This window comes from Enterococcus sp. PLH-Efm8 (assembly GCF_053011625.1).
Window position 1 is genome coordinate 1563814 of record NZ_CP172568.1, and the last position, 26094, is coordinate 1589907.

Here is a 26094-nt window from a genome sequence, read left to right on the forward strand (position 1 = left end):
TACCCTCCACTACTAAGCTTTTTCAATTGGCGCAAAGGCAGCCAAAAGACGTTTTACTCCTTGACTTGGGAAAGCCACATCTAGTTCTAGATCCTTCGACGTCCCGCTTACTCGGACGACTGTTCCTAGACCCCATTTTTTGTGTTTGACTTTATCTCCAGGTTTCCAGCTGTTATTTTCCCCTCCAGTAGCACTTTTAGAGGGAACAACCGCTGTCTCTGGCTGTTTATAGCTATATGCTGTTTTTTTAGCGAATACAGGCGTTTTTTTAGGCGTAGGACGCATGCCTTCGATTTCCAGTAACTCCTGATCGATTTCTTCTACAAAACGAGAAGGTCGGTTATATTGCGTCCGTCCATATAATGTTCTGGAGAAAGCATTTGTTAAATACAACGCTTCTTCTGCTCGCGTGATCCCCACATATGCGAGACGGCGTTCTTCCTCCAGTTCGCTTTCTTCCATCAATGCTCGAGATAAAGGAAAAACCCCCTCTTCTAGACCAATCAGGAATACAACTGGAAATTCTAATCCTTTGGCTGCATGCAAAGTCATCAATGTCACTTGGGAAGCATCTTCTTCTAAATTGTCAATGTCGGAAACAAGTGCCAGATCATTTAAGAAGACCGTTAGTTTTTCTTCTGGTGCATCAGCGTCTTCTTCATTTTGCTGTTCGAATTGTTTGTCGAATTCTTGTGTGACCGTTAAAAATTCCTCCAAGTTTTCGATGCGTGCTTGTGCTTCTAATGTATTTTGGATTTTTAAGTCTTCTAGATATCCGCTACGATCCAAAACCTCTTTCGTCAATTCTGTCACTGTCAAGTATGGGATCATCTGAGTGACTTCTTGGATCATCTCTCCAAATGCACCTAATTGCTGTCCTGCTTTTCCACCGATATTTGCCAGATCCACATTTTGCGCTGCTTCAAGCAGTGGCCATTCATGAAGAGAAGCAAAACTGCGTAGTTTTTCGATAGATCCTGGTCCGATGCCTCGTTTGGGCGAATTAACGATACGCTCAAAACTGATTGAATCTTGAGGATTTACCAGCACATTCAAATACGCTAAAATATCTTTGATTTCTTTACGATCGTAGAACTTGTGCCCTCCAACCATTTTATAAGGAATATTTGCTTTCAACAGAGTTTCTTCCATTACACGAGATTGTGCGTTCGTCCGGTACAAGATGGCAAAGTCGCCGTAATTCCGATGATTGCTTCGAATCTCTTCTTGCATCCGGTCTACGATAAAACGGGTTTCGTCTCGTTCATTATCTGCACGGTAGTAAGTGATCTTGTTTCCTTCTTTGTTTTCTGTCCACAAGTTTTTTGGTTTTCGATTGCTATTGTTTTCAATGACTTGGTTTGCTGCGCTAAGGATGTTTTTCGTGGAGCGATAGTTTTGTTCTAGCAAAATTACTGCAGCATCTGGATAATCTTTTTCAAAATCCAAGATGTTCTGCATATCTGCACCGCGCCAGCCGTAAATACTTTGATCTGCATCTCCCACGACGCACAGGTTCCTAAATCTACCTGCCAATAAATTGACTAGCGTATACTGTGCGTGATTTGTATCTTGGTACTCATCTACATGAATATAATGGAATTTGTTTTGATAATACGTGAGTGAATCAGGATGTTCTTCAAATAATCGAATCGTATTCATGATCAGGTCGTCAAAGTCCATACATTGATTATATTGAAGCTCTTTTTGGTAAGCAGCATAACATTTTGCCGCAATCTCTTCGTAATAACTGCCTTGCATTTTTGCAAAATCCTGAGGGGTCTGCAGGCTGTTTTTTGCTTGAGAGATTGTTCCTAATATACTTCGAGGATCATATTTTTTCGGATCAATGTTCAGTTCTTTTAGTATCCGTTTCATCAAGGTCAGCTGTTCAGAAGAATCGATGATTGTAAAGTTCCGGTTATACCCGATAAAATCAACATCTCTTCTTAAAATACGCACACACATCGAGTGAAAAGTCGATACCCAGACATCTTCGCCTCCAGATGCGAGAATCGCATTGACACGTTCTTTCATTTCTTTTGCAGCCTTATTGGTAAAAGTAATCGCTAGGATGTTCCAAGGATTGACTTCTTTTTCCTCAATCAAATAGGCAATGCGGTGTGTCAGCACTCTCGTCTTTCCACTTCCTGCACCTGCCATTAGCAGTAATGGTCCGTCAGTGTGAAGAACAGCTTCTTTCTGACGGGGGTTCATCCCGTTTAATAATTCAGCTTTGGATGACATTAACAACATCCTTTCTTTTATCAATCTTGTTAATTATAGCATTTTCTTGGCTTTCATTAAACTAGCTAGTTCAAAATCATTTGTTTCTTTTTATGGATTTTTCCTTGTCAATTCGTTGATTTCGCGCTAAATTAAAAGAAAGCGAGGCGTTTGAATGGAAAAAAAAGGAAAAATCAAGAAATTAGATAAGACTCAGATATATTTTATTCTAAAAGGAATATTTGTTGGACTGCTGACAGGAATCGTCGTTAGCCTGTTTCGATTATCTATCGAAAAGCTAAGCGATTTAGTTCGAAGTATCTATGAAATGAGTCGGGAACAGCCGATTTACTTAATTGGCCTAGCTATTTGCTGCATCCTTGCAGCATTTTTCGTGGGTTATCTGGTCAAAAATGAACCGGATATCAAGGGAAGCGGGATTCCACAAGTAGAGGGACAGCTTCGCGGGGAATTATCAATGAACTGGTTCTCTGTTTTATGGAAAAAGTTCATTGGCGGTGTACTTTCAGTTGGTGCGGGCCTTTTTCTAGGTAGAGAAGGACCTTCTATACAGCTTGGCGCATCCATTGGACAAGGAGCTGGACAATTGTTTCGGAGTCCATCTTCAGAAGAAAAGATTTTAATTTCTAGCGGTGCAAGTAGCGGACTTGCAGCAGCATTCAATGCTCCTATCGCAGGATTACTCTTTGTTTTAGAAGAAATCCATCACTCCTTTTCTCCACTTGTTTGGCTGACATCATTTGCTTCAGCAATCACTGCTAACTTCGTCTCTCTTTACTTTTTCGGCTTGAGACCTGTTTTATATCTAGGTGACCTTCCTTCTTTGCCGTTGAAATATTATGGTTCCTTAGTGATCTTAGGAGTACTTCTAGGCATCTTAGGTTTTATTTATCAGAATGTCTTGCTGGCTTTGCCAAAATTTTACAACCGATTGCCTTTACCAGCTTATTTTCACGGGTTCGTTCCTTTCTTGCTGATTTTGCCAATTGGTTATTTATGGCCTAGTACTCTAGGCGGAGGCAATCAAATCGTTTTAGCTTTTGGACATGCTTCCTTGCCAATCATTATGATTATCGGTTTGTTTGTTCTTCGATTCGTTTTTTCCATGATTTCTTACGGTGGGGGTCTTCCAGGGGGGATTTTCCTTCCGATATTGACATTGGGGGCTTTAATCGGTAGCTTTTATGGAAACATTATGGTTGATTTCGGGATGGATCCAATCTACATCAAGGATTTTGTCGTTATTGCCATGGCTGGTTATTTCACAGCGATTGGAAAAGCACCGCTGACAGCAATTATTTTAGTGACAGAAATGGTTGGCTCTCTTAATCATCTGATGCCTTTAGGATTGGCTGCTCTTGTTGCTTATATCGTCAATGACCTTCTCGGCGGTAATCCAATTTACGAATCATTATTGGAACGTCTACTTGGAAATACTCAGACCGCCTCACTAAAAGGTGCAAGGACAACTTTTGATTTTCCAGTAACGGCAGAGAGTTCTTTAGACGGATTAATGGTACGAGACTTCAATTGGCCTAAAAATATGCTGCTAATCTCTATACGCAGAGGAAATCAGGAAATCTTGACTCACGGTGATACGATCATGAATGTAGGAGATATTTTGGTTATCTTGACTGATGAAGCAAACTTGCCAAGAATCAAGCAGGAAATCGAGGCTAAATCTTCTATCACAAATTTGAAGCAATCATTTTAACGAACATGGAAAAACTATTTTACAACAACTATTCATCTACACTACTTGATTCTATATGATTCTATAAAAAAGAAGAGGCTGGGAAAACCCAGCCTCTTCTTTTTTATTTCTATGCTTCTGCTACTGCAGGAGCTTTTCTCAATAAACCATAAATCACACCAGATACGACTGCTCCGATAGCAATAAACACCAAATACATGACCGGGTGACTCAGTAAGAATACAACGAAAATCCCGCCGTGAGGAGCCAGTAATTTGATTCCGAAAGCTCCGACTAATCCGCCAGTTAAAGCAGAACCAATAATAAAACTTGGAATGGCACGAATCGGGTCAGCTGCTGCAAATGGAATCGATCCTTCCGTGACAAACGATAGTCCCATCACGATGTTCGTCAAACCAGCATCTTGATCTGTTTTGCTGAATTTATTCTTAAACAAACGTGTAGCAACGAAAATTGCCAATGGAGGTACCATTCCTCCAGCCATAACAGAAGCCATCACGACACTTCCGCCAGTTGCAACAGTCGTAGCTAAAGTTGCTGTACCAAACACATAAGCGGCTTTGTTGATTGGACCGCCTAAATCTGCCGCCATCATTCCAGCTAATAATGCACCAAGTAAAGCAGCATTCGAACCACTCATACTTGTCAAGAAACCGTTCAATGCATCATTGATTGCTTTCATAGGGACATTGACCAGCAACATCAAGAAACCAGTAATCAGTAAGCCAAACACTGGATAAAAGAGGATCGTTTTAATTCCATCCAATGATTTTGGTAAGTTCTTGAATAATTTACGTAAAAATACGATGACATAACCAGCTAAGAATCCACCAATCAGTGCACCTAAGAATCCTGCACCGCCTGTATTAGCTAATGCACCAGCAGCAAATCCAACGATCAAACCAGGGCGGTCACCGATACTTGAAGCAATAAATCCTGCTAATACCGGCAGCATGAAACCAAATGCAGCTTGTCCGATTTGGTTGAACCAGCTAGCAGCTTGATTGTAATTCCCTAGATTTGATAATTGATCATGTGGCACGCCAATAAATTGGTCGATCATGAAAGAAAGCGCAATAGCGATTCCTCCACCAATAACGAAAGGTAACATGTGTGATACGCCGTTCATCAAATCTTTGTAAATTCTTTGTCCGATAGTACCATCCGCATTTCCTTCTTCTGAACTGCTTTCTTTTCCATCACCATGGAATACTGGTGCAGTACCACTAAGGGCTAGATTGATCAACTCTTCTGGTTTACGGATACCATCACTGACAGGACGATTGATCAGTTCTTTTCCGTCAAAGCGATTCATCTCTACTTTTTTGTCTGCTGCAACGATTACACCTTCTGCACGGGCGATGTCTTCAGCAGTCAATCGGTTTTTGATTCCTTCTGAACCGTTCGTTTCGACTTTGATCTCCACACCCATTTCTTTCGCTTTTTTCTTCAAAGCATCTTCTGCCATGTAAGTGTGAGCGATCCCTGTTGGACAAGCTGTAACGGCAACAACGAATTTTCTTTCTGGATGAGCAGAAGCTTCTGCAGCTTGTGTTTCTTGTTCTGCTTTTTCTTCTGCTTCTTTTTGCTCTTCAGCTGTTTGGAACAAGTCTTGGACTTCTTCTGGTGTATTTGCTTCTTTTAATTTTCCTACGAAATCTGCATCAATCAGCAATCGAGATAGTGCTGCTAATGCTTGCAAATGTGTGTCGTTTGCGCCTTCTGGAGCTGCGATCATGAAAAACAGATAAGTTGGCTGTCCGTCTAAGGCTTCATAATCTACTCCTTTTTGGCTTTTTGCGAATAAAACTGTTGCTTCTTTAACTGCACTGTTTTTCGCGTGAGGCATGGCGATTCCATCACCAAGACCTGTAGAAGTTTGTGCTTCGCGGGCTAGAATTCCTTCTTTATATGTTTCGATATCGGAAATCCGGCCGGCATCAAACATTTTTTGGACCATTTCATCGATTGCGCCTTTTTTATCAGTCGCTTGCAAATCCATGATCATCGCTTCTTTGACCATTAAATCCTTGATATTCATGATTATCCTCCTTGAAACTAATCAATTTTTGTGATTTCAACTTCTGGCAGCAACTCATCAATCAATTCGCGAGCTGCCAAGTCATCAGAAAAAGCTGTTGCGCTTCCGCAAGCAACTCCCCATTTAAAGGCTTCGATTGGATCTTTCGTACGGCTGTAAGCCCCAATAAAGCCAGCAATCATTGAATCCCCTGCACCTACTGAATTTTTCAATGGGCGAACTAATACATTCGTTTTATAAGTTCCTTGTTCCGTGAAGAGCAAAGCACCGTCTCCAGCCATTGAGATCAGCACATTCTGTGCCCCTTCAGCTAGTAATTTTTTCCCATACGGAATGATTTCTTCTACAGATTGGAAGGTTGTGTTGTAAAGCTCAGCTAATTCGTGATTGTTTGGTTTGATCAACAACGGTTTCTTAACAAGTGCATTTTTTAGGTCATCACCTGTTGTATCAATCACGAAATCTGCACCTTTTTCTCGAATGATATCAATCAGTTCTTGATAAAATCCTTTTCGCAGGCTAGCTGGCGCGCTTCCTGACAATACGACGATATCTCCTTGTCCTACTGTTCCTAATGCTTGCTTCAACTCATCGATTTCTTCATCTGAAATAGATGGGCCTAAGCCATTGATCTCAGTTTCAGTGTCTGATTTTAGTTTGATATTGATTCTTGTATCTTCTTTTACGGTTGTGAACAAAGACTGGATTTGTTCTTTTTCAAGCCACTTCGAAATAAATTCGCCAGTGAACCCTCCTAAAAACCCTAGTGCTGTAGATTGAGAATCGATCCGTTTCAAAATACGGGAAACATTGATCCCTTTTCCTCCAGGTAACTTGAAGTCTTCCTTCATTCGGTTCAAATCGCCTAGTTTTAACCCATCTACGCGTACGATATAATCAATTGATGGATTAAGTGTTACTGTGTAAATCATTGTATTGCCTCCTTAATTGTTGTCTTTTCACGGAATTCATTAACGAATTCTAATGGACAACGCTCGGTTATGATCGTGGCTGCTTCCAAAGGTGCAACAGAGGTGAAGGACAACTGGTTGAATTTGGTATGATCAATCAATACAAATGTCTCTTCGGAATTTTTCATGGCTAAACGTTTAACAGCTGCCTCTTCTGGATCCGGAGTCGTGAATCCTTGTTCAAGATGGGCACCGTTCATTCCCATAAATGCTTTATTAAAATGAAAATTTTTTAGTTGTTCTATCGCATTAGATCCTAAAACAGCATTAGTTGCCAGCTTTATCGTTCCACCTAAAATAATGGTAGCAAGCTCCAAATCAACTAAATTTGCCGCATGTTGAACGGAATTTGTCACTACTGTGATCTGTTTTCCTTGCAGAAAAGGAATCATTTCTAACGTAGTAGAGCCAGCGTCTAAATAAATGACATCTTCGTCATTAATGGTTTCAGCTGCCGATTTGGCGATTTGCTGTTTTTCGTGAACGTTTTTGAGTGATTTTTCACTCATATTCTGCTCAAAATTCAATAATTGCTCTTTCTTAGCTCCGCCATGAACTCTTTCTAGAAACCCACTATTCTCCAGCTCTTGTAAATCACGTCTTATCGTTGATTCAGAAGCATTCAAAAGGTTTACAAGATCTTGTGATTTCACGATTTTCTGCTGTTCAAGCAAGTCTAGGATTTTTTGTCTGCGTTCCTCTGTAAGCATTTTCACGATCACCTCAATACAAATAATAGCATATTTTTTTTCTACTAGCAATATAAATCAGTCAAAAACGTTCATAAAAGTTATAAATCAGTCAAAAAAAAAAATAAAAAACCAGTCAGAAAGACTGGTTTTTTATTTTTTTGTCTATCATCAAGCCGTTTTATCGTTTTTTATTTTCGCTTCTTGTTTTTTTCATATAAACAGAAGCAGGTTTTCTTTCCTTATGAAGAAGATAATAATAAAGTCCCATCCCGCCAAACATGACCAAAAAACCGATGACTGATCGAATAGGAAAATTAGGAACAAAAAAGAGACAGACGGATAATAATGATGCCGGAACCATTATTCGATAATAGAGTTGTTTATCCATTTTCTTCACCTCATATTTTTTGTAAAGTAATCAATTGTTCTAATTCTCGGTAATCTAAAAATTGCACACGCAGATGCTGCTCACCTTTCTTGACATCGAATTGGATACTTCGCCGCTTTTTCTTTATTCGTTTGAAGGTAACATCAGAGAGTCTATGTTTGATTTCCTTTAACGGTAATTCTGACAGGGATTCTGAAGGAACATAGATTCTTAAGGATAAAAGATACTCTTGATATTTTTCATCTGTTACCTCTACTTCTAGATATTCCCTAATATAATAACAATAAGCTTCGATTCCATTATCCAAAGCAACAGTCGGATCGATAACTTTATAGCACATCATGCGTGATCGATTCTCGTCAACCCAAGGAAAATACGCCTGAGCATTTAGTGTTCCGCGAACACGCCTTTCTTTATAATCTCCTTGTTGGATATCATAACTTTTTGTTACAAAAAATGAAGCATTCTTTTTAGGAACAGGTTGCATTTGTGCATTCTGATACTGGACAGATTGGATCGTATGGTCAGTGTAAATGTATTCAACGAATGGCGGTTTCAATAAACCGACACCATTGTCCCAAGCAAGATGATCAAACCCAAGCTGGTCCCTAAAATAGGATTGAAACATTTGATTGTTTGGCTTTTGCCAGTTAAAGGGGTCTCGATAAAGCTGGATACATATGACTTCGTTTTCTAATTCCTTCACTTTTTCTACTTGTTGGATGTCGAGAAAAATCGGTTTAGGGATGATTTGATGATAATAGCGACTATAATACATTTCCCAACACGAAGTGAAACATAAACCTTGGTAAAAAAGATCGTATCCTGGAAATTGGTTGCAATCGACTACTACTTCCCCGTTTTGTTGTTTCATTTTAGGTAAATGTTCGATTTCATCCTTTTTCTCAAACAATAGCCGTTGAGAGATCTGTTTTGTATTGTGATAGATAAACTCGCTATAAGCTCGCATATAGGCGAACACCCCATGAGCAATCATTTTTTTCTGAATGAAGTCTCGAATCAAAAATTGCTTTTCTTTGAAAACAGAGATAGACAATACATTTTTTATCAATAATTGATTATCTTCCAAGCGAAAACTACATTCGTTCTCGTCATTTCCTACAACTAACCAACTTTCGTCTCTTACCGATGCTAGCATTATTTTTTCTTGAAGCTTTCGAAGATCATACGGATCCGCTTGTTGTGTGAAAGAGCGGATAAATGTTGGCTGGATCAACAGACGTGTCAAAATAGCCCAATCGCTTATTTCCTGTTTTTTTTCTTCTTCATTTAAGTCTGTGAGCTGGATAGTCATCAATAATTTATCTTCGCCAATCATTTTCTCACCTCTTTCAAATCTTTTTATAATTTAATTATAACCAATGATAAAGAAAAACTAAAACTTTATGTCTTAGAAACCAATTTGGACGATTACATGATAGACTAAGTAAAAAGAAACAAAGAGGTGTTTACAATGGGGTTGAAATTTGAACGTACAGATAATTTAGATAAACTTTTCGAATCATTTGCTGTCGATCCGGAAAAAACAGTTGCACCAAAAGAAGAGATCGATCGATTTCTAAAACCACAGCCACAAAATGAAAAGAAAAAAGACAAGAAACAAAAGTAAGTTAAGCTCAAAAAAAGACTTACCAGCCAAACTTTTATGAAAGAGTTTGACTGGTAAGTCTTTTTTATTCTTTTTATGATTCAATTGCTTGTTCGATTGCTGCCCACGCTTCTTCTTTTCCCTGTTTTGTAACGGAAGAAAAGAGAATAAACGTGTCATTGCGATCAAAATCCAACGCTTTTTTGATTTCGCTCTCATGCTTGTTCCATTTACCACGAGGGATCTTATCTGCCTTAGTGGCAACAACAATTACAGGGATATCATAATACTTCAAAAATTGATACATCTGGATATCTTCTTGAGAAGGCTTATGACGCAAATCTACTAAAGAAACGACCGCACGTAGCTGGTCTCTAGTCGTTAAATATGTCTCGATCATCTTTCCCCATTTTGCTCGCTCAGTTTTGGATACTTTTGCATACCCATATCCCGGAACATCGACAAAATGTAATGCGTTCTCGATCAAATAAAAATTCAATGTCTGGGTCTTTCCTGGCTTACCGGAAGTACGGGCTAAATTCTTTCGATCAATCAATGTGTTGATAAAAGAAGATTTCCCTACATTTGATCGTCCTGCCAGAGCTATTTCTGGCAATTGTGTATCTGGATATTGTTTTGGTGCCACTGCACTTATGATAATTTCAGCTTGATGGACTTTCATGGTCTCTCTCCTTAACAAGGTGATGAATAAAGCAAGCGGCTGTCGCAAAAGCCAAAATGACTTTTACGGCAGCCTCTTTTCATCAACCCGCTTTTTTCTCTGAATCTTTATAGATTACTGTTGGCTCACCAGACAATTCAGCTGCTTCTTTTGTGATAATCACTTTTTCGATGTTTTCATTTGAAGGGATATCAAACATCACATCCATCATGATTTCTTCAATGATGGAACGAAGTCCTCGAGCACCGGTATTGCGTTCGATTGCTTTTTTCGCAATGGCTCTCAACGCTTCAGGTTCGAATTCAAGTTCGGTATTATCTAGAGAAAGAAGTTTTTGATATTGTTTGACTAGCGCATTTTTCGGCTCAGTCAAGATCCGTACCAGATCATCTGTTGTCAATTTCTCTAAAGCTGCCATAACAGGTAATCGTCCGATAAACTCAGGGATCAATCCGAATTTTAGTAAATCTTCAGGAATGATATGCTGCATGACACTTTCGTCTTCAGAAAGTTTTTGGTTTTGTGTACCAAATCCAATCGTCTTTTCGCCCATACGATTCTTCACAATCGTTTCGATGCCATCAAATGCACCACCTACGATGAACAATATGTTCGTCGTATCAATCTGAATAAATTCTTGATGTGGATGTTTACGTCCGCCCTGAGGTGGCACACTTGCAACAGTTCCTTCTAGAATTTTCAGCAAGGCTTGTTGGACACCTTCGCCGGAAACGTCACGAGTAATAGATACATTTTCGCTTTTACGCGCAATTTTATCGATCTCATCAATATAGATGATCCCTTTTTCTGCAAGTTCCACATTGTAATCAGCAGATTGAAGCAATTTAAGCAAAATGTTTTCTACATCTTCCCCCACATAACCAGCTTCTGTCAAACTTGTCGCATCTGCGATTGCAAAAGGTACATTCAATGTTTTTGCTAATGTTTGTGCTAAAAATGTTTTACCAGACCCTGTAGGTCCGATCAAGCAGATATTGCTTTTTTGCAGTTCAACATCATCTGTGTTTTCTTGTGCTTGCTGATTGACACGTTTATAGTGATTGTATACGGCAACAGCTAACGAGCGTTTTGCGCGATCTTGTCCAATCACGTAGTTATTCAATACTTCAAGAATTTCTAGTGGTTTAGGGACTTCAGTGAATTCGCGTACAGCTTCTTCATAAAATTCTTCATCAATGATTTCTTTACATAGGTCGATACATTCATTACAGATGTAGACCCCTGGACCAGCTACGATCTTTTTCACTTCTTCTTGGGTTTTCCCGCAAAAAGAACAGCGTACGGTCTCATTGCTACTTGGATTGTCATACATGGTCTTCACCCCTTAACTTGCAAAAAGTATGCAAGAAACTATCAAAGACTTTACAGTCTTTTACTATCATAACATAGTTTAGTAAAAAGAAAAAGTGTTTAACAAAGGATCAACTGACCTATACCTTTGCATTTTTTACTCTTAACAAAAAATAAGGAACTGTGACAAAATCGTGTCACAGTCCCTTATTTCGAATAAACAATTTTCTAGAAGTAGCTTCTTCAGAAATGATTTATTACTTGATTTCTATTCTTTCGCTTCTGTCGCTGTACCTGTGATCAATTCGATTGCTTTTTTCATTGTCACATCATGTTCCAGCATATCTTCTGTCAACACGCGTTTGATTTGTTCGATTGGCATGTTGTATGTTTCTGATAATTCTTGGATTTCTGCATTGATTTCTTCTTCTGTTGCTTGAAGATTTTCAGCAGCTGCAATTGCTTCGATCACAAGATTTGTTCTTGTGCGCATTTCTGCTTCACCTTCGAATTGTTTATGCAAGTCTTCTTCTGTAGAACCAGTTAATTGATAGTACATTTCAGGAGAGATACCTTGACGTTGCATGTTGTTCAAGAATTCGTCCATTGAACGATGTACTTCATCATGAACCATCACGTGTGGCAATTCAACGATTTCTGCGTTTTCAACAGCCATACGGATCGCTGCTTCATCTTTTGCATCGTCCGCTGCTTTTTCTTTTGTTTCTACTAATTCTTTGCGATATTTTTCTTTCAATTCGTCTAATGTTGATACTTCGTCATCAACATCTTTTGCGAATTCGTCATCTAATTCAGGCACTTCTTTTGCTTTTACTTCATGGATTGTCACTTTGAAGACTGCTTCTTTTCCAGCAAGATCTTCTGCTTGATAATCTTCTGGGAAAGTTACATTTACATCTAGACTTTCACCTGATTTATGACCAACTAATTGATCTTCAAAACCTGGAATGAATGAGCCTGAACCTAATTCAAGTGAGTAATTTTCGCCTTTTCCGCCATCAAACGCTTCGCCATCTACAAAGCCTTCGAAGTCGATTACTACTGTATCGCCATTTTCAGCTGCAGCATCTTCTTTGATAACTAATTCAGCTTGTGCTTCTTGTTCACGTTTGATACGTGCATCCACGTCAGCATCTGTTACTTCACGGTCTTGTTTTTCAACAACTAGATCTTTATATTGTCCTAATTTTACTTCTGGTTTCACTGTTACTTCAGCAGTGATTACCCAGTCTTGACCTTTTTCCATGCTTTCAACATCGATTTTTGGTTGAGAAACAGGATCGATGCCAGCTTCTTTGACAGCAGCTTCATAAGCTTCTGGTAATACAGCATTCAATGCATCTTCATATAAAGCTTCTTCACCGTACATACGGTTGAATACTTGACGAGAAACTTTCCCTTTACGGAATCCAGGTACGTTCAAGCTTTTTTTCACTTTATTAAACGCAGTTGTTAATCCTTTTTGGATTTCGTCTTGCGCAATCGTAAATTTTAAAACACCATCATTCGTGCCTTTTTTTTCAAATGTTGCAGTCATTTAATTCCCTCCGAGTTTAGAAATTCATTTTATACATCAAAAACGTTTCATGCATACCTTTAAATAGTACACTAACCCTTTCAAATTGTAAACATATTGAATGGATAGAATCCTTGTTTTTCATAACATTTTTATCTTTTTCACTGATAAAATCTAATGGAAGAAGATCATTTGCTGCAAAATTTTTTCTCTTTTTTTTAAAAAATCTTGTTTTTCATCTTCTGTACCTTCATACATCGTTTTTCCTGTACACGCCTCTACAGTCAGTTGAAACCAGCGCTTCGGGTCTTCGATGTATGTATCATAGACAGGATAAACAATTGCAGATTGCAACGTGAATTCTTCTTTTAACACGGAACTAAGCAGCGCATCTTCATTCCCGTAACGATCTGAAAATACACATAATTGCTGGTAACTTGCCTGCTGCTGCGGCTTTGGCAGATCTTTTGGTATGACTTTGACTAACTTTTCTTCAATCGTCAAATAGAAAACAGGATGGCATTCGTTCAATTGCCTAAGTGTCTCCAGTAATTTTGCCCTTGCTAAAATATGGACCTCTGGCGATACAATAAGTTTACTCGCTGTTTGGATAAACTCATGATAAGGAAGCTGTTCGATCTCATCAATAGACGCAAGCTGACGTGCAGGTTCCAACGAAGGAAGTTCCTCCGATTTATTGTGGAGTGCCTTGATCTTCTGCCTCTCCATTTGTCCGGATAATTCTTCTGCAAATTGGATTTTTTCAATGACCCGCTGCTCGAAAGCTTCATAAAAATCTGTACTTGCTATCAATTTTCTAGCATATAAAAAATCTTGTGTACTGATTAACAAGTCAAAATAAAATTCAGCAAACTCCTCATTTTGAAGATACTGTTTTTCATGCAAGAGTGCTTGCTTCAATGCTTCTTTTTTCTCGTCCAACTCGTAAAGACAAAAAACAAGCAGGCTATTAGCCTCAAAGCTTTCTTTCAACTCGTAAGCTCGTTGAAATAATTCTTTTGCCTGCTGATATTGCTGGTTTGCTAGTGCTTGTTGTGCCACTCGCATTAAATTCTCATATTTTTCTGGAAAATCAATCGGCTTCACGCAGTGTCCTCCTCTTGCTCATATTCAGCTCATGTTCAATAGTAGCAAAACAAAAAAAGCATGACAATTAAAAATAACTGAAGCACCCTCTAAAAGCTAGATTTTAGATCTGACTTTTAGAAGGTGCTTTCAACTGTTACTGCTTTTTATTGCTCATCAGCTGTTGACTTCCTGGTTGAACGCTTTGATCAGATTGATCGTAACAACACTTGTATTAGTGAAAAAATCGCCCAGATGTTGCTTTTTCTGATTAAAGACTGCTGGAAGATACCCTAACATCAGCAAAGGAAATTTTAGAATGAACCGGCAAGCACCTTCTCTAACTAAAACGGTTGACCAGCTAAGTTCTTCTTCATCAAAGCTGATGACTCGAATACCAAAGATCATTTTCCCAATCGTTTGGCCATGATTGAATTTCGTCAATAAAATAAAATACGCTAGATAAATAAGTAAGGCTGTGAATCCGTAGAGACTCAGATAAGAATCTGAAAAATTAAGCCAACCTAGATTTTTGGCAATACCAAGTGTTAAACGCGTAATAGCTCCGATACACAAAAGATCGACCAAGAAGGCAAACATTCGGATAAAAAAACCTGCATAGAAATACTTAGGAAAATCATTTGCTTTTGGCGGTTCATTTCTTGTGTCCGTATACTTTTTCCATTTACGTTGTTTCTTTTTGATTTCTTCGGGCGTCAAAGGCTCTCTTTCAAAAGAGCTCAGTACCTTTTGGGAAAAGTTGGAGTCAGGTCCTACAGCAGGCTGCTGTTGCTTATCTTTTTCTTGTTCCTTATTTTCATTTGAAAGCTCTGACATGCTTACTCACCTCCGTAATAATACATTGCTTTTGGTGATTCCGCTGTCCCTAGATTCTCAAGAACGGATAAGATCTGACTAGTCTCAGAAGGCTTCAATCCCTGGAATTCTGCTAGTTTACTTCCTAACCATGTACTAGCAAACCCAGATGGCGTGGAAGAATATTCTACTAGTTCCGCATCTTCAAGCTGTTGTTCCTTTCGTATAGCTTTTAAAGCATCTTCAGGAAATCCCAATTCATCGACTAAACCTACTTCTTTTGCTTGGACACCATCATAAATCCTTCCATCAGCAATTTTTTTGACTTCTTCTTCAGATTTATTCCGTCCCTCGCTGACGATTGCTACAAAACGACTATATGCGCTGTCGATATATGCTTGAAGCACCGCTTCTTCTTCTTTTGTCTCTGGTCGCGTTCCTGAACCCATATCTTTCAACGCTCCGCTTTTAACTGTTGTATCTTCCACACCCAGTTTTTCTAGAAGTCCTGAATAATTCAATCCTGACATGATCACACCAATTGAGCCGGTCACTGTTTCTTCTGTTGCAAAGATTTTATCTGCTTGAGCAGAAATATAGTAGCCACCGCTAGCTGCCATGTTTTTCATGCTGACATACATTGGGATATCATGTTCTTTACGAATCGTATCCAATTTCTTAGCGATTTCCGCACTTTCGTAGACACCGCCACCAGGAGAATTTACTTCTAAAAAGATACCTTTGACTGTTGGATCTTCTTCAATCGCCTTCAGTTGTTCCATAAAATTTTTATGATTGTAACCTTCAGAAGCAAATAAACCTGAAGACCCTCCCGCAGCAATCGTTCCATCTACTGATAATTTTACGATTTTTTGCGTACTGTCTCCCTCTTCCAACACATTTGGAGCTAGTTCTTCATCCCCATATAACCAACTGTTCAATCCCTCAATTTGATCGTTTTCCTGAGGCTTAGTCAAACTAGCTGAAACTAACGAAACCACAAATAATCCTGCAGCAATCAGAACTGCTGCCCAACGTCTTTTATTCATTCTTTCTCCTTTCTAATACAAGTTTTTTATGACGATCACAGTTTCTGACTGCTCAGAAGTGTCGAACCGCTCTGCTTTTTCTTCCCGCGCATACCCGGAAAACGACTCTTTTGTTAATTCATCTTCTACCGTAAACTCACGAGCTTGAGCAACTTCCAAGGCATCAGGTGCGATTTCTTGGATGCTATCCCAGCCAGTATCTAAAAATATTTTCGTATCATCTGATACACCAGCTGATGCTTCGAATTTGGACAATTGTTTTTTTAACATTCCCAGTGTCATGATCTCAATTTTTGAATCCATTTTTACTCCTCCTCTATCCGATTACTTTCTATTGTACCGAACTCCTGAAAAAGATGATAGATAAAAACCCATTATTTTTTGACATAAAAAGGACATTTGACAAAGAATTTGATATATACCAATTTATTTTTTATTCTTTTTTTGTTGACAAGAACATTCGCAAAAGGTTATGATTTTAAATGTTTCCAGATAAAAAACAAAAAGGAGGATAGTTATACCTTTTAGGATAGCGCCAGGTCTGTGTAAACAGATGACGAGGAGAGGGTTTATCGAAAGATTCGGCGGATGGCCCTAGGGACTGCACTCTACAGAAAATCCACAAAAAATGTCTGCAAAGATAAAACAAAAGGATTTTCCTGCAGCTGGAAGCATTCATACGAATTCATTATAGAAAGTAGGATGTTTTTTATGTGCGGAATTGTTGGAATGATTGGATTAAAAAATGTAACACCAGGATTGATTGACGGTCTAGAAAAATTAGAATACCGTGGTTATGATTCAGCTGGTATCTTTGTCTCAGATGGCACAACTGATTATCTGGTCAAAGCACAAGGCAGAATTCAAAATTTGAAAAACAAAATAAATATTGATACTACAGGAAATATAGGTATTGGTCATACACGATGGGCAACTCACGGGCAACCTTCTGAAGAAAACGCCCATCCACATACTTCCCAAAGTGGACGCTTCGTGCTCGTTCACAACGGCGTAATCGAAAACTTTGAAGAACTTAAAATTGCTTATTTAGCAAATGACCACTTTATTGGTGAGACCGATACTGAGATTATCGCTCATCTAATTGAAACTTTCGCGAAGGATACTACAACGCAAGAGGCGTTTTTAAAAGCTTTGCGGGTCATCAAAGGTTCTTACGCTTTCGCTTTGATTGATCGGACAGCACCTGATGTTATTTACGTCGCTAAAAATAAAAGTCCACTATTAATCGGACTCGGCGATGGATTCAATGTGATTGCCAGCGATGCAATGGCTATGCTTGCTCATACGAAGGAATTCGTTGAGATTGAAGATGAAGAGATGGTTACCGTCACATCAGAAAAAGTTATTATTCAAAATTTTGCAGGTGACATCGTAGAACGTTCTTCATTCGAAGCACAAGTAGATGCTTCAGATATCGAGAAAGGTACCTATCCTTTTTATATGCTGAAAGAAATCGACGAACAGCCTATTATCATGCGTCGTATCGCTCAAAAATACGTAACAGAAGACAATCGTGTCTCTCTTGATCAAAAGCTGGTCGATACATTGTCTGATAGCGATCGAATCTATATCGTTGCTTGCGGAACTAGTTACCATGCGGGGTTAGCAGGTAAACAGACTTTGGAAAAATTGACACAGATTCCTGTTGAGGTTCATTTAGCCAGTGAATTTGGCTATAACACACCTCTTCTTTCAAAAAAACCATTCTTTATTTTCTTGAGTCAAAGTGGCGAAACAGCAGACAGCCGCCAAGTGCTGGTAAAAATCAACCGTCTCGGCTACCCTTCACTTACGATTACAAATGTTGCTGGTTCTACTCTTTCGCGGGAAGCATCCTTTACACTGCTATTGCATGCTGGACCCGAAATCGCAGTAGCATCAACGAAAGCTTATACTGCACAAATAGCTGTACTAACTTTATTAGCCAAAGCTATCGGTGATAAAAAAGAATTTGAAACTTCTCTTGTATTCGATATCACTCATGAATTGAGTTTAGTTGCTAATGCGATGGAATCGGTCATCGCCCAAAAAGATTATTTAGAAGAGTTGGCAGAAGTATATCTCAGCGATACAAGAAATGCCTTTTACATTGGACGTGGTGCTGACTACAACGTTTCTCTTGAAGCTGCTTTGAAATTGAAAGAAATCAGTTATATCCAGGCAGAAGGTTTTGCCGCTGGCGAATTGAAACATGGAACGATTGCTTTGATCGAAGAAGGAACACCAGTGATCGGAATCATCAGTGAAGAAGTGACTGGTGCGCATACTCGAGGAAACCTGAAAGAAGTCGAAAGCCGTGGCGCTAAAACACTAGTTATTGTCTCAGAGGGATTAGAAAAGGAAAGTGACCAGCTGGTGCTACCAACTGTCCACCCTTATCTAACTACTCTAACCACAGTCGTACCGACTCAATTACTTGCATATTACGCAACGCTATTACGGGGATTCGACGTTGACAAACCACGTAATTTAGCGAAATCAGTGACAGTAGAATAATAAAAGAACAAGGACCAGTGTCAGACATCTGACACTGGTCCTTGTTCTTTTATTTTTTATGAAAATATCTCTTAATCCAGTCCGATTTCTTCTTTGACTACTGCCGCGATTTTATCGACATAGTAATTAACTTTCTCATCAGTAGGCGCTTCTGCCATCACTCGAAGTAATGGTTCTGTACCGGAAGGACGAACTAGGATTCTTCCTTCTGATCCCATTTCAGCTTCTGCCTCTTCAATCACTTTTTTGATTGCCGGAACATCCATCGCACCGTTTTTATCACTTACGCGGATATTCACTAATTTTTGCGGATAGATTGTTACCTCTGCTGCAAGCTCTGATAATTTCTTACCTGTCTGTTTCATGATATTCAGTAACTGAATTCCTGAAAGCATCCCATCTCCAGTTGTGTTAAAATCTAAGAAAATCATGTGCCCAGACTGCTCGCCGCCAAAGTTATAATCGTTTTTGCGCATTTCTTCTACAACGTAACGATCACCAACTTGTGTAACGACATCTTTCAAACCGATTCCTTCCACCGCTTTGTGGAATCCTAAGTTACTCATGACAGTCGTAACGATCGTATCTTTTTTCAATCGATTTTTTTCTGCCAAGTATTTAGCACAGATAAACATGATTTTATCACCGTCGACAATGTTTCCAAGTTCATCCACCGCAATAATACGATCGCCATCGCCATCGAAAGCTAGTCCAGCATCTGCTCCTTTTTCAACGACCATCTCAGCTAAACGTTCTGGATGGGTAGAGCCTACGCCGTCATTGATATTTAACCCGTCTGGATTTGTGCCCATTGTATAAAAATCTGTTTCAAGATCGGCAAACAAACGATTAACACTTGTTGAAGTTGCTCCGTTTGCTGCATCGACACAAATGGTCAAACCGGAAAGGTCACCGTTGATCGTTTGTACAAGGAATTGAGAATATTTCAATAAGCCTTCTGGAAATTCTTCTACAGTTCCCAATCCTTCAGCTGATGGACGAGGCAATTCATCCACTTCAGCATCTAATAATGCTTCAATTTCTAGCTCTTGGTCATCTACTAGTTTAAAACCATCTGCACCGAAAAATTTGATTCCATTATCTTGTGCTGGATTATGAGAAGCAGAAATCATGACCCCTGCGCTTGCTTTTTGCAAACGTGTCAGATAAGCAACACCTGGTGTAGAGATCACACCTAGCTGGAACACTTCGATACCCACCGATAAAAGTCCTGAAATCAGCGCTTCTTCTAACATTTGACCTGAGATTCTTGTATCCCGCCCTACTAACACGCGTGGGCGTTTTCCTTCTTCTTCATGCTGGCTTAGGACATAACCTCCGCACCGTCCCAGCTTAAATGCAAGTTCTGGCGTAAGTTCCTTGTTGGCTTCACCGCGTACGCCGTCTGTTCCAAAATATTTACCCATAGTTGTAAAATTACTCCTTTAACTTAATTTTCTGAGGAATTTGTTCTGCTCATTTGTGTTGATTCGCTTGTTTCTGATGTTTCTTCTGTACTTGTGGTCGAGCTGCTTGTCCCAGATTCCGAACTGGAAGAAATGGTTGTTGTCGATGGTTCCGTTCCTGAATCAGCAGATGAAATACTTCTACTCGTACTTGTATTTTCTTGTGTCCGACTGCTCGTCGAAGCAGAGCTACTGCTTGACGTTTGCAACACGGGTGTAATCTCCACACTAACTGATTCGGGCTTGATACTTAACCCCTCTTCTACTGGTATTTCAATTTTACGAGTTGTTCGATGATTGATACCTGAGACATTGATCGGTACAGCAATACTGTCACCGATCGATGCAAGCAAATCGCTAGAGCCGCTTACTTCTGCTTCCAGTTTTGAAAAACTGAAATCATAGCTTTCTACCCCGGCAGCTGGTGTTCCTTGCTGTATCCCATAAAGTCGTACCGACTTGCTTGGCTTGATCGAATCAGCTCTCACTGTTACTTGCACTGGATCAGAGACGATACTTAATACTTCCCCTGCTGCATTCAGCGCCTGTATTGGGACCTCACTATTAATCCCATCATCTGTGACCATCGAAGCGTCCACATCAGCTACTACTCGTTTGATTTCTGCCAATGTTTTGTCACCTGTAGTGATAGAGACTTTTTTAGGACTAACGGAAGTATCATCAAGTTCATATCCAGATGGTGTGAACGTTGAAGGAATCAACGTTTCCACATCGAAATCTTTTATTACCTTTTTCTCAACCGTTACTGTAATAGTCGATGGTTCGATCTTTGCTGTGACAGCACTGCTCAAATTTTGAATTTTTAGCGGAACTTCATGTGTTCCTTCGCCCAGCTTAGTGATATCTGCTGTGACGCGGAACATCCGTGTATCTTCGTTTGCCTCTGCATTCAACTGAACTCGGTTTGCACTGGAAAGTTTGACAGTCACTGCATTTTCATATCCATGGATATAGTAGCGCTTTGAATCATAAGAAATCTTGATCGGCACCCCCGTAACTGTTTGATTATACGCTTCATTTCCAGAAAGCGTATTTGGAACGGACTGGCCATTTGCATTGAAGTACAGCGCAATACTGAACAGCAATGCAATAAAACTGTAAAGAATGCTTGTCCGTTTCTCTTTTGAGATCATTTGCGATCCCCTCCCTTAGTCATACCGTCTAGGAAAGATTGAATCACGTTTTTCTTGTTTTTTGTTTTCTCTTCAGCAATTAGTTCTCTACGCAAGATTGCCAAATATTCTTGCTGGGATAAGCCAGCCATCAGTTCATTATCTAACGTGATGCTGACGTCCCCGGTTTCTTCAGAGACAACGATGGTAATCGCGTCACTGACTTCGCTTATACCGACAGCTGCCCGGTGTCGAGTCCCGAATTCTTTAGGGATCAACATACTTTCTGATAGAGGAAGATAGGCGCTTGCTACTGCGATCTTTCCTTCTTTTACAATAACTGCACCGTCATGCAGCGGTGTATTAGGAATAAAGATATTGATCAGCAGCTCCCCAGTGATATCTGCATCTAAAGCAATCCCTGTCTCAATATACTCATCTAATCCAGTATGACGTTCGATAGTGATCAACGCACCGATTTTTCGCTTGGACATATATTGGATGGCTTTGTCAAAAGACAAGATCATCTTCTCATCTTCCTGCTGTTCGCTTTTTGATTGTTTGAAAAGCGAACTGCGTCCAAGATGTTCCAGTCCTCTCCGGATTTCCGGCTGAAAAATCACGATAGCAGCTATCACCCCGTACGTAATGACTTGGTTCATCAGCCAAGACAAGGTGTGCAGACCAATGATTTCCGCTACGATTCGGATAACAATAAAAATAGCTACACCTTTCAGAAGCTGAATCGCTTTTGTGCCTCGCAGCAGTTGGATCAGTTTGTATACAAGATACCAGACAACCAGAATATCAAGTATGTTCACCAAAAAATTCAGAGAGAACAAGTCACCGGAAAACATTTGCTGCCAATAGTCCAAATTAAAAAGTTCCCCGATTTGAAATGACATAAAAAGCCTCTCTTCTCTTTTGAGATTTCCTCTCTAGTATATCATATGTTTTAATTTTAGAGGCTGATATGCTCGTATTTTTCTTGAGAAAAACGCATAATTTTCAAGAAAATTGCAAGTATGCGTTTTATTTTTCTCTGCAATAAATATTTTTAAACTTCAGAGAATTATTCATTATATTTTTTCTGTTATTTTTCCTTTTTTTCTTTTGTAGCTTGTTCCATTTTTTTACGTCGTTCTGCTCTGGCAGCTCTTCTAGCAGCTCTTCTTTCTTCTGCTTCAAGGTCCGTCGTTTTTTCTTTTCTAGTCTTAACGGGTACATCGATAGATTCCTCTGGTTCAAGTCGTTTCTTGATTTTTTCTAATTCTCCCGTCAGTGCAGCATAGTTGTAAAAACGTGTTTTAGCGTCGTGGACAGTCTTTTCAAATAAAGCTTTTGCAAGATTTGGATTTGCGTTATCTAGCGAGGAAAAGCGAACTTGTTTCCTCATGAAATCAGGCATAGCAGAGAAATCAGGTTTTTTGTAGTCCAAAGTCATTGGGTTCTTGTTTTTTTCGACCATTGTAGGGTTATATCGATATAATGACCAATAACCAGAAGAAACAGCTTCTTTTGCTTCTTTAAGCGATTCTTTCATTCCGCCAAGCAAGCCATGTGTGATACAAGGCGTATAGGCAATAATCAGAGAAGGACCAGGATACTTTTCTGCTTCTTCAAATGCCTTGATCGTTTGCATTTGATTGGCACCTGAAGCAATTTGCGCCACATAAACATTTCCATATGTCATCGCCATCATTCCTAGATCTTTCTTTGAAGCATACTTTCCACTAGCCGAAAATTTAGCGATTGCCGAAGCTGGTGTTGCTTTTGAGGTTTGACCGCCAGTATTGGAATAGACTTCGTTATCCAAAACAAGGATATTCACGTCTGCTCCGCTGGCAAGTACATGATCGATCCCGCCAAAACCAATGTCGTAAGCCCATCCGTCTCCACCAATCATCCATTGGCTGTTTTTTACGAATAGATCCTTTCTCTTGTATATATCCTCCAGTTCAGGGAAAATTGATCGTTCGCTTTCGATCGCAGCTTGCAGTTTTGCTGCTCTTTGCTGCGTTCCTTCACTCTCAAACATGTGTACTAACCAGTCTTCCATCAATTCTCGTAGTTCTTCTGATACTTTTGGCAATACTTCTTTGATTGAACTTGCCAAAGCCTCGCGACGAGTCTGTGCCGCTAGAAGCATACCATAACCAAATTCAGCATTATCTTCCAATAAAGAATTTGACCATGCAGGCCCTTGACCACATTCATTGGTCGTATAAGGAGAAGCAGGAGAAGCACCGCCCCAAATAGAAGAACAGCCTGTCGCATTCGCGATCATCATTCGATCACCGAACATTTGTGTCAATAATTTTACATAAGGTGTTTCGCCACAGCCTGAGCAAGCGCCCGAGAATTCAAGAAGCGGTTGATTGAATTGTGTAGACAAGACAGTATTCTTTCCTTTGACTGGATTTGCTTTTTGTCTTAATGTCATTGCAAAAGCCCAATTCACAGCTTGTTCTTTCTGTTCTTCATAAGGCTTCATCACTAAAGCTTTTTCTTTTGCGGGACAAGCCTCTACACACAGACCACAACCTGTACAGTCTTCCACTGAAACTTGGATACGGTATTTTACGCCGTCTGCGCCTCGCATTTCTCTCACGATAAATCCTTCTGGCGCTTCTTCCATTTCCTCTTCATCTGCTAAAAATGGACGGATGGCAGCATGAGGACAAACAAAGGCACATTCATTACACATCGTACAGCGATCACTAATCCACTCAGGTACTTCTAAAGCGACGCCCCGCTTTTCCATAGAAGCCGTTCCTAAAGGCATTTCGCCAGTTGTCATTCCATTTGCTACAAGTGTACCAACAGAGAGTTGATTTCCTTCCTGTGCATTCACTGGTTCAAGTATTTCTTGTATATAACCAGTGTTCCTTTTATTGATTTTTTCAGGCATCTCCAACGTTCTCCAATGGTCTGGGATCGCGACTTGATGAAGCAGTTCGGTCGTCCGATCGATTGCTTGTATGTTTTTTTCTACGATAGCCATTGATTTATGTCCATAGCTTTTCAGGGCTTCTTCTTTTAGCAGCGGAAGCACCTCATCAAAAGGAATGATGTCAGCTAATTTAAAAAAAGCCGTTTCCATTGCCGTATTGATCCGGCGTCCCAAACCGACTTCTTGGGCCAATCTCATGGCATTGATCGTATAGAATCTAATGTTATTTTCAGCCAAGTAACGTTTTAATTTTAAGGGCAGATGCGTTTCTAATTGTTCGTCGCTCCAAAGAGTATTCAATAAAAAAATGCCACCTGGCTTCAATCCTTTGACCAAGTCATAGCTATGCAGGTAAGCTGGTGTGTGACAGGCAACAAGGTCCGCATGCTCGACAAGATACGCTGAACGTATCGGCGTATCTCCAAAACGAAGATGAGAGACAGTCAGACCGCCAGATTTTTTCGAATCATAATAAAAATAGCCTTGCGCATATTTATCGGTGTGATCTCCAATAATCTTGATAGCTGATTTATTTGCTCCAACTGTTCCGTCAGATCCAAATCCCCAAAACTTGGCCTGGAATGTTTGCGGTTCTGTCAAATTCAGACTTTCCTTTGGTTCCAAAGATTGATAAGTCACATCATCCACGATCCCTATGGTAAACCGTTTTTTGCGTATGCTTGGGTCTTTTTTCAATTCATCAAAAACTGCTGAGATTTGGTCGGGAGTCACATCTTTAGACCCCAATCCGTAGCGACCACCAATAACAGCCGGGCGAAGTTCAGAATCATATAACGCACTTTGAACGTCTAATAAGAGAGGTTCTCCACCTGCCCCTGGTTCTTTACTTCGATCAAGAACAGCAATTGTTTTTACTGTATGATGCAACTTTTGCACGAATGTTTCCACTGGAAAAGGACGATAAAGATGGATATTCAAAAAACCTGTTTTCCGTCCGTTTGCATTCAAGTAATCAATCGTTTGTTCAATCGTCTGTGCAACTGATCCCATAGAAACAATGACTTCTTCCGCATCGTCTGCTCCGTAATAAGTCACCAAGTCATAAGAAGTTCCTCGTAATCGGTTGATCTCTTTCATATATTTTTGAACGATTTCAGGTAATTTATCATAATAGGGGTTGATCGTTTCCCGTTGTTGAAAATGGATGTCTGGATTCTGGTTCGTACCACTAACAGTCGGATGATTGGGATTCATCCCTCGTTTACGAAATGAAGCTAATTTCTCCTGATTGATCAGAGGAGCTAATTCTTCATATTCCAAAACTTCGATTTTTTGAATCTCGTGACTCGTACGGAATCCATCAAAGAAATTCAAAAAAGGGACTTCTCCTTCAATAGAAGCAAGATGGGCAACAGGTGCTAAATCCATCACTTCTTGTACACTGCTTTCAGCTAACATAGCAAATCCTGTTTGTCTTGCAGCCATCACGTCTCCGTGATCTCCGAAAATATTCAACGCATTTGTCGTCACTGCCCGACTAGCAACGTGGAAAACACTTGGCAGTAGTTCCCCAGCAATCTTGTACATATTCGGTATCATCAAAAGCAGCCCTTGTGAAGCGGTATATGTAGTTGTCAGTGCACCAGTTTTCAATGATCCATGGACCACACCAGCTGCTCCTGCTTCGGATTGCATTTCTACTACTTTTACTGGTTGACCGAATACGTTTTCTTTTCCTGCTGCTGACCATTGATCTACTAATTCAGCCATGGTCGAACTGGGTGTTATTGGATATATTGCAGCAATCTCGGTAAATGCATAAGAAATATATGCGGCTGCCGTATTGCCATCCATTGTTTTCATTTTTCGCATGATTCATCATCCTTGTTCATATTCTCTCTTATTATCTGTTCCATTATAA

Annotated in this window: 20 protein-coding genes; 3 read left to right on the forward strand and 17 right to left on the reverse strand. The window is 39.7% G+C overall.

The window, feature by feature from the left end; all coding sequences use genetic code 11:
- Window positions 1-12: 12 nt before the first annotated feature.
- Complete coding sequence (gene pcrA, locus ACIFUW_RS07795) at window positions 13-2247, reverse strand: DNA helicase PcrA (protein WP_002296417.1); 2235 nt, start codon at window positions 2245-2247, stop codon at window positions 13-15.
- Between the two features lie 154 nt (window positions 2248-2401).
- Here pcrA and ACIFUW_RS07800 point away from each other — a divergent pair, with 154 nt between their 5' ends.
- Window positions 2402-3961 (forward strand): ClC family H(+)/Cl(-) exchange transporter, encoded by a 1560-nt coding sequence (locus ACIFUW_RS07800; RefSeq protein WP_002288482.1) that lies wholly within the window; start codon window positions 2402-2404, stop codon window positions 3959-3961.
- A 109-nt stretch (window positions 3962-4070) separates the two neighbouring features.
- Here the strand turns inward: ACIFUW_RS07800 and ACIFUW_RS07805 are convergent, their stop codons facing one another.
- The 5 genes from ACIFUW_RS07805 to ACIFUW_RS07825 all read right to left on the reverse strand — a co-directional run bounded on the left by ACIFUW_RS07805 (window position 4071) and on the right by ACIFUW_RS07825 (window position 9392).
- Window positions 4071-6002, reverse strand: coding sequence for a PTS fructose transporter subunit IIABC (locus tag ACIFUW_RS07805; protein ID WP_002288483.1), 1932 nt, complete (start codon window positions 6000-6002; stop codon window positions 4071-4073).
- A 17-nt stretch (window positions 6003-6019) separates the two neighbouring features.
- Entirely contained in the window at window positions 6020-6934 is a 915-nt protein-coding gene (pfkB, locus tag ACIFUW_RS07810; RefSeq protein ID WP_002288484.1) for a 1-phosphofructokinase, read from the reverse strand.
- Window positions 6931-7683 carry a DeoR/GlpR family DNA-binding transcription regulator gene (locus ACIFUW_RS07815; protein ID WP_002288485.1) on the reverse strand — a complete coding sequence of 251 codons (753 nt, stop codon included), beginning with the start codon at window positions 7681-7683 and terminating at the stop codon, window positions 6931-6933. The genes pfkB and ACIFUW_RS07815 overlap by 4 nt, the downstream gene beginning before the upstream one ends.
- A 160-nt stretch (window positions 7684-7843) precedes the next feature.
- Complete coding sequence (locus tag ACIFUW_RS07820; RefSeq protein WP_002294422.1) at window positions 7844-8053, reverse strand: hypothetical protein; 210 nt, start codon at window positions 8051-8053, stop codon at window positions 7844-7846.
- Between the two features lie 10 nt (window positions 8054-8063).
- Window positions 8064-9392, reverse strand: coding sequence for a hypothetical protein (locus tag ACIFUW_RS07825; protein ID WP_002288487.1), 1329 nt, complete (start codon window positions 9390-9392; stop codon window positions 8064-8066).
- A 135-nt stretch (window positions 9393-9527) separates the two neighbouring features.
- On the opposite strand from ACIFUW_RS07825, the gene ACIFUW_RS07830 reads away from it, so the two are divergent.
- Complete coding sequence (locus ACIFUW_RS07830; RefSeq protein WP_002288488.1) at window positions 9528-9683, forward strand: SPJ_0845 family protein; 156 nt, start codon at window positions 9528-9530, stop codon at window positions 9681-9683.
- Window positions 9684-9756: 73 nt separating this feature from the next.
- Here the strand turns inward: ACIFUW_RS07830 and yihA are convergent, their stop codons facing one another.
- The 7 genes from yihA to ACIFUW_RS07865 form a co-directional block, all read right to left on the reverse strand.
- A complete protein-coding gene (gene yihA, locus ACIFUW_RS07835) occupies window positions 9757-10344 on the reverse strand; it encodes a ribosome biogenesis GTP-binding protein YihA/YsxC (RefSeq protein ID WP_002288491.1) in 588 nt (195 codons plus the stop codon).
- 82 nt (window positions 10345-10426) lie between these two features.
- A complete protein-coding gene (gene clpX / locus ACIFUW_RS07840) occupies window positions 10427-11677 on the reverse strand; it encodes an ATP-dependent Clp protease ATP-binding subunit ClpX (RefSeq protein WP_002288492.1) in 1251 nt (416 codons plus the stop codon).
- 246 nt (window positions 11678-11923) lie between these two features.
- Window positions 11924-13213, reverse strand: a complete 1290-nt coding sequence (gene tig / locus ACIFUW_RS07845; protein ID WP_002292069.1) for a trigger factor — start codon at window positions 13211-13213, stop codon at window positions 11924-11926.
- 153 nt (window positions 13214-13366) lie between these two features.
- Window positions 13367-14299: a hypothetical protein gene (locus ACIFUW_RS07850; RefSeq protein WP_002296313.1), complete on the reverse strand. Its 933-nt coding sequence runs from the start codon at window positions 14297-14299 to the stop codon at window positions 13367-13369.
- 156 nt (window positions 14300-14455) lie between these two features.
- Window positions 14456-15115 carry an RDD family protein gene (locus tag ACIFUW_RS07855; protein WP_002296311.1) on the reverse strand — a complete coding sequence of 220 codons (660 nt, stop codon included), beginning with the start codon at window positions 15113-15115 and terminating at the stop codon, window positions 14456-14458.
- Between the two features lie 2 nt (window positions 15116-15117).
- Window positions 15118-16143, reverse strand: coding sequence for a signal peptide peptidase SppA (gene sppA, locus ACIFUW_RS07860; protein ID WP_002296309.1), 1026 nt, complete (start codon window positions 16141-16143; stop codon window positions 15118-15120).
- A 12-nt stretch (window positions 16144-16155) separates the two neighbouring features.
- Entirely contained in the window at window positions 16156-16446 is a 291-nt protein-coding gene (locus ACIFUW_RS07865) for a hypothetical protein (RefSeq protein ID WP_002287827.1), read from the reverse strand.
- 408 nt (window positions 16447-16854) lie between these two features.
- Here ACIFUW_RS07865 and glmS point away from each other — a divergent pair, with 408 nt between their 5' ends.
- Complete coding sequence (gene glmS, locus ACIFUW_RS07870; protein WP_002287825.1) at window positions 16855-18660, forward strand: glutamine--fructose-6-phosphate transaminase (isomerizing); 1806 nt, start codon at window positions 16855-16857, stop codon at window positions 18658-18660.
- A 71-nt stretch (window positions 18661-18731) separates the two neighbouring features.
- Here the strand turns inward: glmS and glmM are convergent, their stop codons facing one another.
- The 4 genes from glmM to nifJ form a co-directional block, all read right to left on the reverse strand.
- On the reverse strand, window positions 18732-20087 hold the full coding sequence (glmM, locus tag ACIFUW_RS07875) for a phosphoglucosamine mutase (RefSeq protein ID WP_002287824.1): 1356 nt from the start codon (window positions 20085-20087) through the stop codon (window positions 18732-18734).
- Window positions 20088-20110: 23 nt separating this feature from the next.
- Entirely contained in the window at window positions 20111-21280 is a 1170-nt protein-coding gene (locus tag ACIFUW_RS07880; protein WP_002287822.1) for a CdaR family protein, read from the reverse strand.
- Window positions 21277-22164, reverse strand: coding sequence for a diadenylate cyclase CdaA (cdaA, locus tag ACIFUW_RS07885; protein WP_002287821.1), 888 nt, complete (start codon window positions 22162-22164; stop codon window positions 21277-21279). Before cdaA ends, ACIFUW_RS07880 begins: the two co-directional genes overlap by 4 nt.
- A 188-nt stretch (window positions 22165-22352) precedes the next feature.
- Entirely contained in the window at window positions 22353-26045 is a 3693-nt protein-coding gene (gene nifJ / locus ACIFUW_RS07890; RefSeq protein ID WP_085811521.1) for a pyruvate:ferredoxin (flavodoxin) oxidoreductase, read from the reverse strand.
- Window positions 26046-26094 lie beyond the last annotated feature (49 nt).